This is a genomic window from Ligilactobacillus sp. ESL1201 (assembly GCF_058503265.1).
In genome coordinates this window covers 341,617-357,652 of the sequence record NZ_CP196362.1, presented here as the reverse complement: position 1 = coordinate 357,652, position 16,036 = coordinate 341,617, and the positions used below count along the sequence as shown (strand labels likewise).

At 44.2% G+C, this 16,036-nt stretch carries 16 protein-coding genes; 9 read left to right on the top strand and 7 right to left on the bottom strand.

Annotated elements, in window-relative coordinates; translation table 11 throughout:
- Positions 1–162: 162 nt before the first annotated feature.
- Positions 163–960 carry a hypothetical protein gene (locus tag ACSYSK_RS01735; RefSeq protein WP_491715248.1) on the bottom strand — a complete coding sequence of 266 codons (798 nt, stop codon included), beginning with the start codon at positions 958–960 and terminating at the stop codon, positions 163–165.
- Between the two features lie 133 nt (positions 961–1,093).
- On the opposite strand from ACSYSK_RS01735, the gene ACSYSK_RS01730 reads away from it, so the two are divergent.
- On the top strand, positions 1,094–1,840 hold the full coding sequence (locus tag ACSYSK_RS01730; RefSeq protein ID WP_491715247.1) for a tyrosine-protein phosphatase: 747 nt from the start codon (positions 1,094–1,096) through the stop codon (positions 1,838–1,840).
- Between the two features lie 84 nt (positions 1,841–1,924).
- Here ACSYSK_RS01730 and ACSYSK_RS01725 read toward each other — a convergent pair whose 3' ends face one another.
- Positions 1,925–2,689 carry a flavodoxin family protein gene (locus tag ACSYSK_RS01725; protein ID WP_491715246.1) on the bottom strand — a complete coding sequence of 255 codons (765 nt, stop codon included), beginning with the start codon at positions 2,687–2,689 and terminating at the stop codon, positions 1,925–1,927.
- Between the two features lie 174 nt (positions 2,690–2,863).
- Here ACSYSK_RS01725 and ACSYSK_RS01720 point away from each other — a divergent pair, with 174 nt between their 5' ends.
- The 6 genes from ACSYSK_RS01720 to ACSYSK_RS01695 all read left to right on the top strand — a co-directional run bounded on the left by ACSYSK_RS01720 (position 2,864) and on the right by ACSYSK_RS01695 (position 8,724).
- A complete protein-coding gene (locus ACSYSK_RS01720; RefSeq protein WP_491715836.1) occupies positions 2,864–4,225 on the top strand; it encodes a cytosine permease in 1,362 nt (453 codons plus the stop codon).
- A gap of 312 nt (positions 4,226–4,537) precedes the next feature.
- A complete protein-coding gene (locus tag ACSYSK_RS01715) occupies positions 4,538–4,996 on the top strand; it encodes a LytTR family DNA-binding domain-containing protein (RefSeq protein ID WP_491715245.1) in 459 nt (152 codons plus the stop codon).
- On the top strand, positions 4,996–5,793 hold the full coding sequence (locus ACSYSK_RS01710; RefSeq protein ID WP_491715244.1) for a LiaF transmembrane domain-containing protein: 798 nt from the start codon (positions 4,996–4,998) through the stop codon (positions 5,791–5,793). Before ACSYSK_RS01715 ends, ACSYSK_RS01710 begins: the two co-directional genes overlap by 1 nt.
- A 286-nt stretch (positions 5,794–6,079) precedes the next feature.
- The gene (locus ACSYSK_RS01705; RefSeq protein ID WP_491715243.1) at positions 6,080–6,367 is read left to right on the top strand and encodes a hypothetical protein; all 288 of its coding nucleotides are present in this window, start codon (positions 6,080–6,082) and stop codon (positions 6,365–6,367) included.
- 241 nt (positions 6,368–6,608) lie between these two features.
- Positions 6,609–7,508: an ABC transporter ATP-binding protein gene (locus tag ACSYSK_RS01700; protein ID WP_491715242.1), complete on the top strand. Its 900-nt coding sequence runs from the start codon at positions 6,609–6,611 to the stop codon at positions 7,506–7,508.
- Positions 7,501–8,724 carry an ABC transporter permease gene (locus tag ACSYSK_RS01695; RefSeq protein WP_491715241.1) on the top strand — a complete coding sequence of 408 codons (1,224 nt, stop codon included), beginning with the start codon at positions 7,501–7,503 and terminating at the stop codon, positions 8,722–8,724. Before ACSYSK_RS01700 ends, ACSYSK_RS01695 begins: the two co-directional genes overlap by 8 nt.
- Positions 8,725–8,936: 212 nt before the next feature.
- Here the strand turns inward: ACSYSK_RS01695 and ACSYSK_RS01690 are convergent, their stop codons facing one another.
- Genes ACSYSK_RS01690 through ACSYSK_RS01680 form a run of 3 tightly spaced genes read right to left on the bottom strand, consistent with a single transcriptional unit; the run spans position 8,937 to position 13,376 of the window.
- Positions 8,937–10,304 carry an APC family permease gene (locus tag ACSYSK_RS01690; RefSeq protein WP_491715240.1) on the bottom strand — a complete coding sequence of 456 codons (1,368 nt, stop codon included), beginning with the start codon at positions 10,302–10,304 and terminating at the stop codon, positions 8,937–8,939.
- Between the two features lie 37 nt (positions 10,305–10,341).
- Positions 10,342–12,666 (bottom strand): ABC transporter ATP-binding protein/permease, encoded by a 2,325-nt coding sequence (locus ACSYSK_RS01685; protein WP_491715239.1) that lies wholly within the window; start codon positions 12,664–12,666, stop codon positions 10,342–10,344.
- A gap of 11 nt (positions 12,667–12,677) precedes the next feature.
- A complete protein-coding gene (locus ACSYSK_RS01680) occupies positions 12,678–13,376 on the bottom strand; it encodes a type 1 glutamine amidotransferase (protein WP_491715238.1) in 699 nt (232 codons plus the stop codon).
- 134 nt (positions 13,377–13,510) lie between these two features.
- Here ACSYSK_RS01680 and tagD point away from each other — a divergent pair, with 134 nt between their 5' ends.
- On the top strand, positions 13,511–13,915 hold the full coding sequence (gene tagD / locus ACSYSK_RS01675) for a glycerol-3-phosphate cytidylyltransferase (RefSeq protein ID WP_491715835.1): 405 nt from the start codon (positions 13,511–13,513) through the stop codon (positions 13,913–13,915).
- Between the two features lie 7 nt (positions 13,916–13,922).
- Positions 13,923–14,357, top strand: a complete 435-nt coding sequence (locus ACSYSK_RS01670; protein WP_491715237.1) for a GtrA family protein — start codon at positions 13,923–13,925, stop codon at positions 14,355–14,357.
- A 15-nt stretch (positions 14,358–14,372) separates the two neighbouring features.
- Here ACSYSK_RS01670 and ACSYSK_RS01665 read toward each other — a convergent pair whose 3' ends face one another.
- On the bottom strand, positions 14,373–15,545 hold the full coding sequence (locus ACSYSK_RS01665; protein WP_491715236.1) for a glycosyltransferase: 1,173 nt from the start codon (positions 15,543–15,545) through the stop codon (positions 14,373–14,375).
- A 154-nt stretch (positions 15,546–15,699) separates the two neighbouring features.
- On the bottom strand, positions 15,700–15,858 hold the full coding sequence (locus ACSYSK_RS01660; RefSeq protein WP_491715235.1) for a hypothetical protein: 159 nt from the start codon (positions 15,856–15,858) through the stop codon (positions 15,700–15,702).
- Between the last annotated feature and the right edge of the window lie 178 nt (positions 15,859–16,036).

Sequence of the window (16,036 nt, the reverse complement as noted above, 5' to 3'; positions counted from 1 at the left end):
ATTTTAGCACAAATCCCGAAAACTAGGGAGAAAGCAGATTAGTCAAACTCTCCTGAAGCACTAAAAAAGCGGCTAGGACCATTTTGATCCCGACCGCTTTTAAGCTACCTTAACCGCGCTTCGCAAGGCAACACACTACTAACCGCCTTGCCTCGCAAATTGCTATTTATATCTATCCAAAATATTTTGCGCCTGTGACAGTGACTGTGCATTTTGCAATTGCGAAACCGTGTCTTGCAACTTATCTAACCTACTATTAAAAATACTATACAGCCAGCCATTTTGCTGCGTTTGGCTGTCCAACTGGGCCTTAAGAGTCGCTAAACTATCCGAAACTTGATCAATTTTCTCTTTGTATCCTTGTTCACTCTTCATAGCACCTTTCAAGGTATTATAGTTATCCTTTAAGCCACTCATCTGCGTCTTTAACGTGTCGATGTCATCGCCCATCGAATTATTTTGCCGCTGCAATTCACCGATCTTAGCTCCCTGATCAGCTACCTGCTTACGAGTATTATGGTAGCTCAACATGATCCATAACAGATAAATCGCCAGCAGCGCTACGACTACTAAACACACATTTCTGATAATTTTTTTACGTTTGGACTTCTTATCTGCCGGCTGTTTTTCATTCGGCGTCGTCGGTCCTTGTGGCTGTTCTTGTTGCCTAGTTACCGGCTGCTGTTGTTCACCTGGACCTTCCGTCGTGATCTTGATCGTGATCCGGCGTAATAATTGCAACGTATTTGCTTCATTTAACACCGACACCCCGGCTTCATACATCCCCGGCTGCCCTAACTTGACGTCCGCTAAATTGACCAGCAGCTTATTAGTAATATCCGCGCCAGTCTGTTCGTCAACCGCCCGCGCGCCGATGATCCGTAAAATATCTTCACCGGTCAACGCAGTTTTAGTGTCAATTGCGATCACATCTTTTGTCACTGTTAAGTTTGGTTTCATTTTCACACCTCGTTTACGTGTTTAATTTTAGTATATAAAATTTAAAAACACAACTTGTCGTCCCGCCTAGTAGTTACTTCGCCCTAACAATTTGCTATAATAAATTTACTAATTAGCAGAAAGAAGAGACATTATGCCAGCAGTTAAACCAGTTAATTTCAGAGACCTCGGCGACGTGTCGTTGCCTCACGGTCGCCTAAAAAAAGGTGTCTTCTTGCGCAGCGGTCAGCTAGTCGACCTTTCTTCAAAAACCATTTCTTTTCTCACCGATACTTGTCGCTTAAAAACCGTTTATGATTTCAGAAGCGACCAGGAAAAAAACGAAATGCCGGACATGCCGCTTGCGGGTGTGACTTTTAAACACCTCGATATCCTAGCCAGCGTGCAGGTCAACTACGCTTCGGCGGGAGAAATGACCCAAGGAGCACGCGATACCTACGATAACATGCTGACGACTTACGAACAAATGGTGACGTGTGACTCGGCCAAAGCCGGCTACCACACCTTTTTAAGCGACTTAATCACCGATGAACCGACGCCGATTTTGTTTCACTGTTTTGCTGGTAAGGACCGCACCGGATTTGGTGCCGCACTGATTCTCAAGATCGCCGGTGCCAGCGACCAAGCCATCATGGACGACTACTTATTAACCAACGAACTGCGTAAAGAAGCTAATGACCAGATCATCGCGGGGTTAAAAGACGTGCCCGCCGACCAAGTCGCAGCGATCAAAGTGGCGCTGACGGTCAACCCCGACTACCTAAAACACGCATTTGCGACGATCACCAAGGAGTTTGGCACCTTTGATAATTACTTGCAAGCAGGATTAAAACTACCGGCGGACTATCCGCAAAAATTTCGCGAGAAATACGTTAGCTAAGCTACAAAAACACTTAAAACAGTTACGTAAAAAGAAACGCGGGCAAAACAACTGCCGCGTTTCTTTTTGTGCCTACGCAATTTTTTATTTTCTCCGATGCTTAACAAACGTCATGAAATGTAAGATACAGCCTAATAAAATAAAGAAGATCACCACAAAAGTTGCGTAACTCACCCAAAAATGAGCTGTTGGGATCAAGCCAACTGCCACTTGAATTTCCATCGTGGCTAAGGCCATCACCGCCACCATCACAAACAATTCAAAATATCTTTTCACCGTACTGTCGTCTCTTTTCTGTAATGAATTTAACCGCTGCCCTAACTTGTGACACTCGACTTTTTTAGCGTGCGGTAATGCGGTCAGGTGTTGCGTGTTCGTTAAAACCAGCTCGCCGACCTTGATCACGCCGGCGGCCGTCATCACCCGGTCAATCGTACGCAAAGTTTGGTCGGTAATGCCCGTTACCAAATTTTCAAACGTGCCCATGTAACAACTGGTGATACTGAGATAGTGCTTATTTTTAAAACGTGCGGGGTGCGTTTGTCCCGTGGCATCGAAGCGCACCAAACGATGGCGCATGCAATCCCAAAAATCTTTCATTTTGCCCGCCATCGTTCCCCAATAAGTCGGCGTCGCTAACACCCAGACGTCACTTGCCAGTAGTTTATCTTCTAATTCATCCAAAACTGGATCACTGGCCGTTTTAGTATCCGGTTTAAACTGGTAGTCCGCTAAGTTGACAATTTCGGTCTCGTTAGGGGCTGCTACTTGGCTGAGCACCTCTATCAACATTTGGGCCGTCAGACCGTGCGGATCATGGGCACTTAATAATCCTAATACTTTGACCATTCCTATGCTTCCCTCCATCGCTTTTAAATCTCATTATGAAACTCATAACGACTAGAAACAATAGGGTTTTTGACTGTAATTTTATTTCTAGCTATTTTTACTTTGCATTTGTTAGGAATTCGTGTAAAATACCCTTCAATGTGGCAAATTTGATTTTACTTAGGAGGGATCATGATGAGAGACAAACAGTCGCCTGAAATTCAGGCGATCTCTATGGAACAGCGTCATCAGACGTACTGGGACATGTTTGCAACTTGGGTCGGCGCCAACGCCAATAACGGCACGTGGTACGTCGGCGGAGTCATTGCCGCTTGCGGTTTCGCAACGGCTTCAACTACATTAGTGCTCGTCGGAGTCGCTTCTTACTTGTTACTCAGCCTGGCAGGTTACATGGGGTATAAAACAGGGTTGCCCGCCATGTCGTTGACACGTGCTTCTTTCGGGGTGCGAGGGAGCTTTTTACCCTCGGTCATCAATCTCGTGCAGTTTATCGGCTGGGCCGCCGTCAACACCTTTATTGCCGCCACCTCGATCAGCTACATCTTACATGATCTGTTAGGTTGGCCGGTCTATGGTAAACCCGGTGGGACCAAAGGTTTGATCTGTGGCATTTTAGTAATGAGCGTCTTACATTTGCTCAGCACTTCAGTCGGTGAACGTTCGGTACAACTGATCGAACGTTGCGGGATTATCCTAGTTTTTGCGTTAGTGATCTGGGAGTCGGCGATCGTTTTCCAGCACGTTTCACTAGCACAGATCATTGCTTGGCGTCCCCCAGCCGCGGCTAAAATGAACAGCGGCCAGGCCATCGACACGCTAGCCGCTTTCAACCTCGCTTGGGTCACCGCGGGCAGTGATTTTACCCGTTTCACTAAGAAAAAAAGCAGTGCGACTAGCGCACCGTTTTTAGGAGCAACACTAGGCTTATTATGGTTTGCCATGATTGGGATCGTCTCGACGATCGCCACAGCCATCACGTTAAATCATTTCGATGCCAACAATTCTGATCCTTCAACGATCGCCAGCAAATTAGGCTTGGGTGTCCTGGCGATGTTAGTGATCGTGATTACCAGTACCACCGCCAACGCCGTCAACTTGATGTCCGCTGGCTCCGCTTTAACCAATATCACCCGCAAATTTTCGTTACGTGTCAGTTTAATTTTAGTTACAGTGATAGCTGTTTTCGTCACCTTCATTCCGTTGTTATATTCCACTTTCTTAGACGTGTTCACCGTCTTTTTAGATGGGATCGGGATGTTTTTAGGTCCGGAAATAGCTATTTTTCTAGTCGATTTTTACCTCATCCAACACCAAAACTACCGGTTAGAAAGTTTTACTAATGCCAAATACTGGTATCATGGCGGTGTCAACTGGAAAGCCATCTGCTCGTGGGGCATAGCAGTTATTTCTTATTTGTTACTAAAACATGTCACCTTAGTCAACGCAACGTGTGGCGCAACGCCACTAGCGATGATCATAGCAGGAACTTGCTATTATCTTAGTTGTAAAACAACGCAACTAACAGACGGAGACTGACTTAAATTCCGGAAAAATTCGCCTAGCAAGCGTGGACTAAGTAGTACCGAATGATAATTTGTTGTTCAGTGTCCTTAAAGCCTAGAATGCTGGCTTGACGAACGCGATCAGACTAACTAGAAAGTAAAAAAGAGGGTGCTTGAGACAAAAAAATTTTGTCTCAGACATCCTCTTTTTGTTCCAACTCCTTTTTACGTCTTTAAAATTGACCACTTAGTACCCCAAAATCGACCACTTAGTCAAAATGACTAGATTTTAAGCAAAAATAAGCGTTTAATTAAAAAATAAATTAATGAAGGGCAGGTGAGAAGCGTGAAAATAAAAATAGAAGTGGATCCAGATATGAGTGAGGAACCGGCCGTAACGATTCAGACGCAGGCTGTAACACCAGAGATCGAACAAATTTATCGGCAACTGCAAAGCATCAATGAACACTCTGATCAAGTTGAAGGCAAGAAAGATAATGTATCTTATTACTTAAGCTTAAATGAAATTTTATTTTTTGAAACTGAAGAAAAGCAGGTTATTGCTCATACAGCGCGGGATGCATTTACCGTTAACTATAAGCTTTATGAATTGGAAAAATTATTGAATAGCCAATTTATGCGGGTGTCGAAATCAACGATTTTGAATTTGAATCAAGTTTATGCGTTGACGCGGTCAATTTCTAATTGCAAGATCAATTTTCGCGATTCTTACAAAACTGTCTATGTTTCGCGGCATTACTATCATAATTTGAACGATAGATTAACTGAGAGAAGGTCATCATAATGAAAAAGTATAAGATTAAAGAAATACTTTGGGGTATCGCATTAGTTTCTGCCGCCGTCTTTTTAGTGCTTGACCAATTGCATTTATTTACGTTTCATTTAGGATTTGGCACGATCTGTTGGACAATTATTTTTGGTGCCTCTTTGATTGAAGGAATAGTTAATAAAAGCTTGTGTACTAGTGTTTATTCAATTGCATTTCTATTGATTATTTATGCTAGACCGCTTCACATCACTAAATTGGTTCCATGGACGCTTTTGCTTGCAGCAACGTTGCTTTGGCTCGGTTTGAAACTGATTTTTAGGAAAAATTGGAGACCAAAAGTTTACAGCAATAATCATAAAAACGGTCCTGATTGCTCTGACATTAAATCTAATATTAAGTCAGGTACTAATTCAAACATTAATAATGGTCATGATTTCCACGATGGTCATGTCATTATTAACCAATCCGAATCATCAGATGAAGCTAATATTTTTATTGATCAACACCTGTCATCAGTTTCACGGTACGTACGTTCACAAAACTTGCAGAGTATAACGATCAATTCATCTTTAGGCGAAGCTGATGTATACCTTGATGAAGCCAAACCAGCTGGCAATACTATTACAATTGACTTGAATATGTCTGCTAGTGAAGTTAATCTTTATATACCACTATCTTGGAAGGTCGATAATGAACATTTGAAAATTAACTTAGCTGATATGGAAATTTACGGTGAGCCACGTAATGCAAATACTACAATGATTTTGACTGGACATTGTAGTATGGGAGAACTGGAAATACATTATGTGTAAAAATCAAATATTAACTAGTAAAATTGGTTTGATTTTGGAAAGTCGCTAAAGTACAAACTGTCACTTATGGAAATATAACTAGAAAGCGCGTTTATCAGCGGACACGATGCCCAAAATTTCTAGGGCACCGTTGGCTTCGCGTTTAGGTTCGTTAGGTTACGGGATGTGTTTTGAACGACGGCAATGATTGAATTACTAAATTGTTGATCGTGACGTGGGTTACTAAGTCGCCCGCATAAAAAGTGCTTAGTAGCAATTTTGACATAAATTAAGGAGAAAAAAACAAATGTTTAGTGAACTGCATGATTACGTAAAACAAAATTATGAGGCTGGTAACTACGATAATGCTAAAAAGGTTTACACGTGCTGGCAAGAACAAAGAAGACACCACTCTGGATTAACAGATTTTGAGCTGGGAGTTAAACAAGCTCAAGCTGATTACCGCGAAAAAGGAAGCTTTGCCGTTTATCCGGAATTCGTGATCGACATCTTGAATCGGCTATTTAAGAACAAAGCAATTGAAATCTCTGAGTTCATTCGCGGGTATAACTCCTACAAAAAGGATAAAAGTTAGGACAAAAATGGTCAGTAGTCGTAGACTAAGTGTTACCAACAGATAAATCCTGTACTTGGATTTATTTGTTGGTTGAGCAACGTGATTAAGGCTAACATTTGTGGATACCCAAAAAGTGGTTGAAGCAAAATAGTTTGAAGTGTTCCATAATAGTTAGTTTCGATGTCTAACTATTATGGAACACTTCAATTTTGTGCAAAATTAGCATATTTAATATAATGAAAGTAAGGGGGGACCAACCATGCTAGTAATCGAACACCTTGCTAAAAATTTTGGCACAGTTCACGCATTGAATGACGTTTCATTTTGCGCTCCTAGCGGCCAGATCACCGGTCTGATCGGACAAAATGGTGCTGGCAAAACAACTACCTTTCACAGTATTCTTCGCTTTTTGGATTACGATGGTACTATTTTGTGGGACGACCAGCCGCTCACACCCAAACGCTTAGACCAGCTCGGCTACTTACCGGAAGAACGCAGCTTACTACCTTACTTAACGATCGAACAGCACATTTTATACTTAGCTCGGTTGAAAAATCAAAAAAGTACGGCAATCAAACCCCAAATTCCCCAGTGGCTGACTAAATTTGCGGTTACAGGCACACCGCGCACTAAAATCAAAGATCTTTCCAAGGGTAATCAGCAAAAAGTACAACTGATCTGTACCTTAATTACACAGCCACAGTTATTAATTTTAGACGAGCCGTTCAGCGGACTCGATCCGGTCAACGCCGACTTATTGAAAAAAGCGATCTTACAACTCAAAGACAACGGCACCACCATTATTTTTTCTAGTCACAACATGGAAAACGTGCAGGAACTCTGCGACCAACTGGTAATGCTCAAAAACGGCCAGGTGGTCTTAAACGGTCCGGTCGATCAGGTACGTGCGCAATTTGGTAATACCGAATTATTCGTGACTACCACTTGGAGTAAAGAAGAACTGGAGCGTCTACCCGAAGTCAGTGAAGTTAAACAGTTACACCCACAAAATCGCTACTTACTACACCTCACTTGCCCGCAAGACGGTCCCAAGGTTTTTAACGTCTTGACTAACGGTAATTACATCCAAGAGTTTAGCCAACAACCACCTACCCTGAGCGCTATTTTTAAAATGAAAGCAGGTGAAACCGATGAATAAATTCTGGACGATCTGTTGCCAAACCTATCTGCGCCAGGTCAAGAACTGGTCGTTTTTAGTACTGGTGCTCTCGCCTTTCATCGTTTTGGCCATTTCCGCGGGTGTGGGCTATTTCAGTGGCAAAAATGCCAGTAACAGCGACCGAATCGCCGTCATCGCCGAACCTAACCAGTTACGCCAGGCTTACCTTAAGCAAAATGCTGGCAGCGTTAATCCGCACTTCAAGACCAGCGCCAGTGTCAAACGTGCGTTACACCAAGAAAAGATCTCGGGCTACTTAGACTTACGGGTAACTGGGAAACATTTGCATGCCACTTACCACGGAAAAGAAACCATGGAAGAAGGAATCCAAGCTAAAACTACGACTTTTTTGGCCGGCTACCAACAAGCATTAAACCAACAAAACGCGCGGCTGAGCGTTAACCAGCAAAAAGTATTACAGACCCAACCCGTGCTGACCCAAAAAATTACTGATTCCACAGCCGCCACGATCCAAATGGCACGCATCCTGTCGTTTTTCATCCTAGTTTTTGTTGCTTACATGATCATCGCGACCTACTCCGCAGTCACCGCCCAAGAAATTGCTACCGACAAGGGAACTAAAATCATGGAGATCATTTTTTCTAGTACCTCTGCCAGTACTTATTTTTGCGGTAAGATCATCGGTGTAATAGCTGTGATCTGCACCCAAATATTGATTTATTTAGTCGGAGGCGTGGCAATCTGGCAGATCACCGACCACATTGCTGCTGGTCATTCATTTTTGCTCCAGCATCATAACTTACTTTTGCCAATCATTCATAATTTAAGTAACATCAACTTGCTTTTCTTATTGCTAGGCGTAGTCGGCTACACGATCCTCGCAGCATTTTGCGGGGCGCTCGTAGCACAAGCACAGGATTCTGCCAAAGCTGCTAGCCCGGTGATGTATTTATTGGTACTCGTATTTTTCCTCACCTTTCCGTTCATTTCAAACTCAGAGGCACTACTGGTAAAAATCTGCTCGTTTATCCCGTTTTTCTCCAGTTTCTTTATGCCGCTACGCATCATTTATCAAACAACGACGGGCTGGCAGATCGCCTGTTCGTTGCTCATCTTGGTCGTGACGCTGGGTGCGTTGAGTTGGTACATCAGCAAAATTTACGGTGGACTAATGTTACAGACAGACGATAACAATTTTATTAAAAGACTGAAAAAGGGAATTAGCTACCATTAATAAAACACAGAAGTATTACAAAATAAAAAACGGAGAAGTTAAGACAAAATAGTCTTTTGCCTCAACTTCTCCGTTTTAGTATTCCCGTCAATAATAAACTTAATCGCGTTCGCCCAACCAACGGTCTCGGTCCTAAGGAGACCAACAGACAAATCCAAGCACATGATTTGTATGTTGGTGCCACTTAGTCCACGACCGCTAACCGGTTTGGCTCACAGCTCGTTTGTTCGTGCTACTTTTTTGCCGATGAAATAACTAGCAAAGCCGATCACGATCCACGCACCTAAAATGACGTATTCATACGGCCACACTAGTGAAACCGCCGTACCCGGAATGACCGTAATTAATGCTACTCCTAACGCGAAGATGCCTCCAACTAACGGTAAAAACAAACTCCGATTACGAAAACCACCCCGTAATTCCGGATGTTTATGCCGAATACGTACAAGGTTAAAGGCATTGAAACTCCACGCAAGTGAGGTCAATAAACCACCGGTATCCAAAAAATACGTTAACCCGCCCTTACCGAGCCAACCAATGCTTAATACTAGTACCAACGTCAAACAAATTGCTCGGTATGGCGTTTTGAATCTTGGATGAATCTTAGCAAAGTAACGGGGCAAAATATCCTTTTCCGCCAACGAAAAAACTAAGCGCGGTGCCGCCGAAAACAGCGCTAAAGAACCGGTCCCTAAGCCGACAAAAGAGATCGTGAAGGCCAGGTTTCCTAATAGAGGATAGCCCGCTGCCTTGAACGCGTCGATCGTTCCCATCTGCATCTGCGCCGTTTTGTGCCACGGGTAAATCCAAGCAGAAGAAAGCAACACGCCAATGTAATAGGTAGCAGCAATCGCGATCGCTAACACCACGATCCAACCGATCTTGCGGGGCGGTGTCTTAGCTTCCCCAGCTAGGATACCGATCGACTCCCAGCCGGTCAAAAAGGTCATCGCTGGTAAAATAAAGCGAAAAATCTGTGGCCAGCCACTTTGATTGGGATAAAAAGACGGCCAAAAATTATGAACGCTGCCATGCGAAAAACCAACGACTGCTAAAATCAATCCTAAAATCACGAGTAACGAAAATAAAATAGTCTGCACGTTACTGGTCAGTTTTGCTCCTAAATAGTTTAGCGCAAAAACTACCACCATGATCCCCACGCCGATCGCTAGTTCCAAATAATGGACCCGCACGCCCGCAAAAGTATAATACGGTCCCGTCGCTATCTGGGGGAAAACGCGAGCTAATAACAAACTAGAAGCCGTCACAAAAAAGCCCAAGGCACTTAGATAAGCACCAAATAATGCCCAACCGGCAAATAGCGCCCCCTTATTACCAAATGCTTCGTAACCATAAACAACTTCTCCTCCTGATTCCGGATAAATCGTTGATAATTCCGCAAACGACAGTGAAACAAAAATCGCCAAAACCGCCGCTGCCAACAGGCCGAATATCTCCCCGCCCGCACCGTACTGGTGAAAAAACTGACTGTTAGTATAGATCCAGCTACTGCCGATCACCCCGCCGGAGCCAATCGAAATTAGCCCCACCGTACTAACGTTGTGTTTTAATTTTGCCATCTTTAATTAATTCCTTTACTTTTTAATCTACTTAATTTTATTGCGAACGTAAGGCGATCGCCGCGTCCTTTTTAGCCGCCATCCGCGCTGGAATGTGGCCACCTAAAACCGTCAATATCGTACTAATAATAACTAACAACAGCGCGTGTCCCGGATTTAACTGGGCAACGTGGCTCAAGTCGGTCATCTTTTCTAACAATACGTTGGCCGGAAAAGTTAACAGCCATGCGATCACTACGCCCAAAATTCCTGAACCTAAACCTAAGATCGTAGTCTCCGCGTCAAACACCCTAATGATGTCTTTTTTACGCGCACCTAAAGCCTTGAGCACCCCGATCTCTTTGGTCCGTTCCAGCACCGAAGTGTAGGTAATGATCGCGATCATGATCATCGACGTCACTAACGAAATGGCCGCAAAACCGATCAAAACGTAGGTGATCGCGTCCATCAAGCCCCCCGTCAGCGAACTAATGTTGCCCGCCAAATCGTTATAGATGATCTTATTTCCCGCTTTATGTTTGTGATTATAACGGTCCAAGTAATCGGTTACCCGGTCTTTTTGTGCGAAACTGTGCGGATAGATCTGAATCATATTGGGCACTTGTGCAGCACCCAAATAAGCTAAGACTTGCTCTTTAGTCCCGGGCTGCAGCGGCGTTTTAGTCAGCACATTTTGCGTACTATTTTTTTGCGCGCTGACGATTTGAGAATGCTGGTTTTGTTCCACTGCCCGCTTAGTCAAGCGGTCGTTTAACGCGATACCAGCCGGTAATAAGCCATCTGAATCCTGCGCTTTAGTCCGCACGACCGCGGTGACCGTCAATGTTTTGGTGCGCGGGGACTCCGCCATTTGGTCGTAATCAGTTCCCGGCACAAACGTCTGTGGCCCTAACTGCTGGTAGTAATCATCGTTAGCGATCAACTTAAACTGCGTTCCCACTAAATCCTTCAGCTTAAGGTGCTGGCCGTCTTTGACCTGATAACCAAGATTTTTGAGCGCCGTTAAATTGATATTGTTATCCTTATCGGTGACTAAGACCACGTCAGTCACTTTGACCGGTAACTTACCGGCTAAAACTTGGTAGTTACGCTGTAAAAAACTCATCTTGTGCTGCCGGTCGGTCGGAAAGATCCGGTCGACGGGAAAAGAATCGCTGCCAGTAGGACTCGCTGCACTTTGTTGGGTCGCATCCTTACTGGAAAAAGTCACCGGCTGGTACTTGCCGTTGACTTGCCGCACTAAATTAAAATTAGCGGTGTAGTAGTTGAACGCCAAGTCTTTAGCCGCACTAGGCTTAATTTTCTGGACGTAATTAACGTACTTAGCATCGATGTGATTAATATGCTGCGCGGCATCTAACATACTTTTTTTAGCCACAACCGTGTGTTTGTTAGTCGCTACTTTTTGCGTCGACGTCACAGCAGCTTGTTGGTCCAAACCAACTTGCGTGATCGTCACCGGAAATTGCGCCAACGTGTCGGCTTGCGTGCGATCGATCTGCTTTTGAAAGCCGTTTGATAGTGCCAAAACGACCCCGATCCCGATGATCCCGATACTAGAAGCGAACATCGTCAAAAACGTGCGCGCCTTTTTAGTCCTGATGTTGGTAAACGACAATTTTAGTGCTGTCGCAAAACTCATCTTAGTGTGGTTGAGTGCGAATTTTTCTTCCGTCTGCCCGTTTTCGTAAGGATGGGAATCGCTGTTGATCTGCCCGTCGCTAAAATCAATGATCCTGTCCGAATACTCACGCGCGAGTTCGGGATTGTGTGTCACCATGATCACCAGTCGTTCTTGAGCCAGATCTTGGATCAGGTCCATGATCTCGTGACTAGTTTGCGTGTCTAACGCTCCGGTCGGCTCGTCGGCTAGTAAGATCTGCGGATCGTTAGCTAGTGCCCGCGCAATCGCCACGCGCTGCAACTGCCCGCCTGAAAGCTGAGTCGGCTTTTTATCGAGATGCTCACCTAACCCCACGCGCTGTAAAGCCGCCCGCGCTTTTTGCGCTTTGACGGCATTGGAAACGCCGCTTAAAGTCATCCCTAACGAAACGTTATCAACGATACTTAAATGACTGATAATATTATAATCCTGAAAAATAAACCCGATCGAGTTATTGCGGTAAGCATCCCAGTCACTATCGCTAAAAGTTTTAGTCGACTGGCCGTTTAGCACCAAATCACCGCTATCATAACGATCTAACCCACCGATCACGTTTAACAGCGTCGTTTTTCCCGAACCGCTGGGACCTAAGATCGAGACGAATTCTTGCTTACGAAATGCGACCGAAACGCCGTCCAACGCCTTGGTGACCGTGTCACCCACGTGATAATGTTTTTTAATGTTAGTTAAAGTTAACACCGGCTCGCCTCCTATTTGTCAGCTGAAGCGTGCTTATTTCCAGCCGCTACCAAATAATCGAGTAACGTGAACAAGGCCTGTTGGTTAAGCGCCGGGATCTCGTGTGCCAAAATCTGGGCGCTCGTTTGGTGTAACTGGGAACCGACTAAATAGTCGCCGTCGTTAACTAGCATTGTCCGTACATTTTGTGCCAGTGGTTCTAAGTGAAATTGCAAGCCGATCGCCTGGTCTTTAACAACGAAGCCTTGATTTTCCAGTAGTTCACCCGCAAACAGTAATTCAGCTGCCGCCGGAAGTTCAAACATGTCTTGGTGCCAGTGCAACGGCGTTAACTGGTCGGGCAAACCGGAGATCAGCTGACTGCGTAACTCAACGGGAGCATAGCCAACTTCTTTGACGGGAGCAGCGTGGACTTTAGCTCCCATAGTCAGTGCGATCTGCTGGGCGCCCAAACACGCACCAAAAAGAGGGACCCGCGCCTGCAAAGCGGCTGCAATCAATTTTCTTTCGTCTTTGAGCCATGCATAATCGTCGTGCGGGTTCATCGGCCCACCCAAAAAGACTAGCATGTCACTGTCTTTTAACTCCGGTAATTTACCAGCAAAAAAGTACGGGTGATACACATTCATCTCATAACCCCGAGCCTTGACCCAAGAAGCAATAGCACCTGGGCCTTCGCTTGGCGTGTGCTGAATTACGTTAATGCGCATTTAGTTTCCTCCTATCTTTAAACTACTGTAAACAATTTACCATTTTTAGCGTAAAAAAGCAGTAATTAACGAGCAAAGAATAAATTTCCTAATAGTGGTATGATATACGAATAAGTAATTAAGGAGTGAGTTTCATCAAACGTGTAATTACCTACGGCACCTTTGACCTACTGCATTACGGTCATATCAATTTGTTAAAACGTGCCAAAGCATACGGCGATTATCTGATCGTCGCCTTGTCAACAGACGAATTTAATTTCGAAAAAAAGCACCACCGGCCCTACTTCAATTACGAACAACGTAAACAGTTACTCGAAGCTATTCGCTACGTCGACCTCGTGATCCCCGAAAAAAATTGGGCACAAAAAAAAGCCGACGTTCAAAAATATCAGATCGATACTTTCGTGATCGGCGCGGATTGGCGCGGCAAATTCGATTTTCTGCAAGAACAAGGTGTCAAAGTCGTTTACTTACCCCGAACCCCCGAAGTCAGTACCAGTCAGATCAAGCAAGACTTAGGGCTTCATACGCAAAAGTAGGTGGCCCATGCTTAAAAGATTATGGCGCGACCACCGCACTTTTTTAGTTTACCTTTTTTGGGGCGGGGTCACTACAGTCGTGAACATCGGTACCTTCGAATTGTGTTTACTGGTAGGCTGGCATTACCAGATCAGCAATATCTTAGCCTGGTTTTTAGCCGTCCTAACCACCTATTTTTCCAACAAACTCTTTGTTTTCAAAACGCCTTTTATCGACCTAAGCGAATTTTTACGGGAACTGGTCGCTTTTTTTGGTGCGCGTTTGTTAGCATTATTGCTGGATACTTTGATCATTTGGCTGGGAATCAAAATTTTGCATTACCCGTCGTTTTGGGTCAAACTTTTTGATAATACCGTCGTTGGAATCATCAATTATCTGATCAGCAAATGGCTGATTTTTAAAAACACGCTGGAAGCCAAAAGAGAGTCGCGGACTAAATAATAGTCGTGGCTCTTTTTACCTGTGTAACAGTAACGATAACACATGAGCCAGCACCGGGATCGTTTGCAACCAATGGTAGATCTTAGCTGCCACATTAACATGACTCTTACCATTTCGTTTGACCAGCAAATTTTGCACCGTTTCCTCTGATAACGGCGGCACTTGAGGGTTAAAAGTCTGGAACGGCGCCGTATACTCTTGCATCTTCGCGACGTAATCGCCGACCATCTCCCGTAAAATATGACTAGAACGCTTAAAGTCATCTTCCTCCGGTATTTTTTGCGCTAATGTCAGTAACAACTGCGCGTCTTGCTGGAGGTCTTTTTGTAACCAACTGATTGCTGGCAACAGGTGAAGATTTTCATAAACGACTTGATCGTCTCCTTGGTAAACCGCCACATAATGCCCGTCCGCTATTGCTTCAACGATCGAATAGCCGAGAGTTTCGACCTTAGCCGATGATAATCCCAGATAATCCGCGGGAACTTCTTGGTTGACCAGCACGTTTTCTTGCAGTCCTAATTGTTTGATCTGGCGGCGGTACTGGTATTCGTCGGGACCGGTACCGTTTAAATAGAGGACAAATTGCTGCTGTTCTTGCTGGTTGACTAGTTCATCCAGCAGCTGAATGGCATAGCTAATGTCTTTTTGCTCATCGACAAAGCGCGCGTGTAACAGTAAATTGCTCGTAGCACCAGTCTGTGGTGTACTAAAATGTAAGTGTGCCATGCTAACAGTTTGGACGTAAATGCGATGAAAGTTGTATTTTTTAGCAAACGCCAGCTTGATCGAAGGCGTCGCTACCCGGACACATGATAGGTACTCTAAGCCCGGTAAACGTGACGGCAATAAGCTCAGCGGTGTGTGGATCTCACCGATCAAACAACTATGCGGACATTTTTGCCGCAATAAAGAAGCGACCGGCAATAAACTTTCCCTGGTGATCAAAATGTAGTCGTACTGGGGAAGTTCAGGCGCAAACAAGCGTTCAAACTGCTCGAACTTGACTTCTCGCGCCGCACTGTGTTCTTGGCGTAATTTATGTAAGTCGGTAACACTAAATTCACGGTAATTATAGTATGTAATAACGCTGTGACGCGCACCAAATTCTTCCATTAAATTTAAATTACTGCGCGTCGTGCCCCCCGGTGCAAAAATATTAGAACCAATTAGTGCAATTGTCAGCATTAACCCACCTCCATTAATTCAATTTACCATATCTACCCGCAATAAAAAAGAAGAAAGCCGTTTTGCCCCGACTCCCACTAAATAATACCGAATAATTTTTAACTACCACCTGAGTCGGTTTTACTTCGTCTTTTATTTCGCTATTACCTAGTCGCTACAACATTTGCTTCAGATTCGTCCAGTAGCTTATTACCCTTTTAAAATCGCCATACTTGCTATATTCATAGGCACCTAACAGCCACTTTTCACTACTAATTTTAGCATTCGGCGTTGCCGGTGGCATACTGTTGTAATTTGAAATTCCATTGAGCATTTTAGTCAACTTCCTTTCATACATACTATCGGCTGATGTAAGCGGATTTTTAAGCATAAAAAAGACCTGAAACAAAACGTCGTTTGCCTCAGGTACTCTTAAATTACATAATAATAATAGTTTGAAACTAAACCAGTGTTCAACTACCAAACACTTTTATCACAACTGCCTTTTTACT

Excerpts from the sequence above, each read along its gene's own strand:
- ACSYSK_RS01690 (WP_491715240.1), bottom strand. The coding sequence starts at position 10,304 with ATGGCAAAATTAAAACACAACGTTAGTACGGTGGGGCTAATTTCGATT.
- ACSYSK_RS01705 (WP_491715243.1), top strand. The coding sequence starts at position 6,080 with ATGTTTAGTGAACTGCATGATTACGTAAAACAAAATTATGAGGCTGGT.
- ACSYSK_RS01725 (WP_491715246.1), bottom strand. The coding sequence starts at position 2,689 with ATGGTCAAAGTATTAGGATTATTAAGTGCCCATGATCCGCACGGTCTG.
- ACSYSK_RS01720 (WP_491715836.1), top strand. The coding sequence starts at position 2,864 with ATGAGAGACAAACAGTCGCCTGAAATTCAGGCGATCTCTATGGAACAG.
- ACSYSK_RS01710 (WP_491715244.1), top strand. The coding sequence starts at position 4,996 with ATGAAAAAGTATAAGATTAAAGAAATACTTTGGGGTATCGCATTAGTT.
- ACSYSK_RS01695 (WP_491715241.1), top strand. The coding sequence starts at position 7,501 with ATGAATAAATTCTGGACGATCTGTTGCCAAACCTATCTGCGCCAGGTC.
- ACSYSK_RS01665 (WP_491715236.1), bottom strand. The coding sequence starts at position 15,545 with ATGCTGACAATTGCACTAATTGGTTCTAATATTTTTGCACCGGGGGGC.
- ACSYSK_RS01660 (WP_491715235.1), bottom strand. The coding sequence starts at position 15,858 with ATGCTCAATGGAATTTCAAATTACAACAGTATGCCACCGGCAACGCCG.
- ACSYSK_RS01735 (WP_491715248.1), bottom strand. The coding sequence starts at position 960 with ATGAAACCAAACTTAACAGTGACAAAAGATGTGATCGCAATTGACACT.
- ACSYSK_RS01730 (WP_491715247.1), top strand. The coding sequence starts at position 1,094 with ATGCCAGCAGTTAAACCAGTTAATTTCAGAGACCTCGGCGACGTGTCG.
- ACSYSK_RS01670 (WP_491715237.1), top strand. The coding sequence starts at position 13,923 with ATGCTTAAAAGATTATGGCGCGACCACCGCACTTTTTTAGTTTACCTT.
- ACSYSK_RS01700 (WP_491715242.1), top strand. The coding sequence starts at position 6,609 with ATGCTAGTAATCGAACACCTTGCTAAAAATTTTGGCACAGTTCACGCA.
- ACSYSK_RS01680 (WP_491715238.1), bottom strand. The coding sequence starts at position 13,376 with ATGCGCATTAACGTAATTCAGCACACGCCAAGCGAAGGCCCAGGTGCT.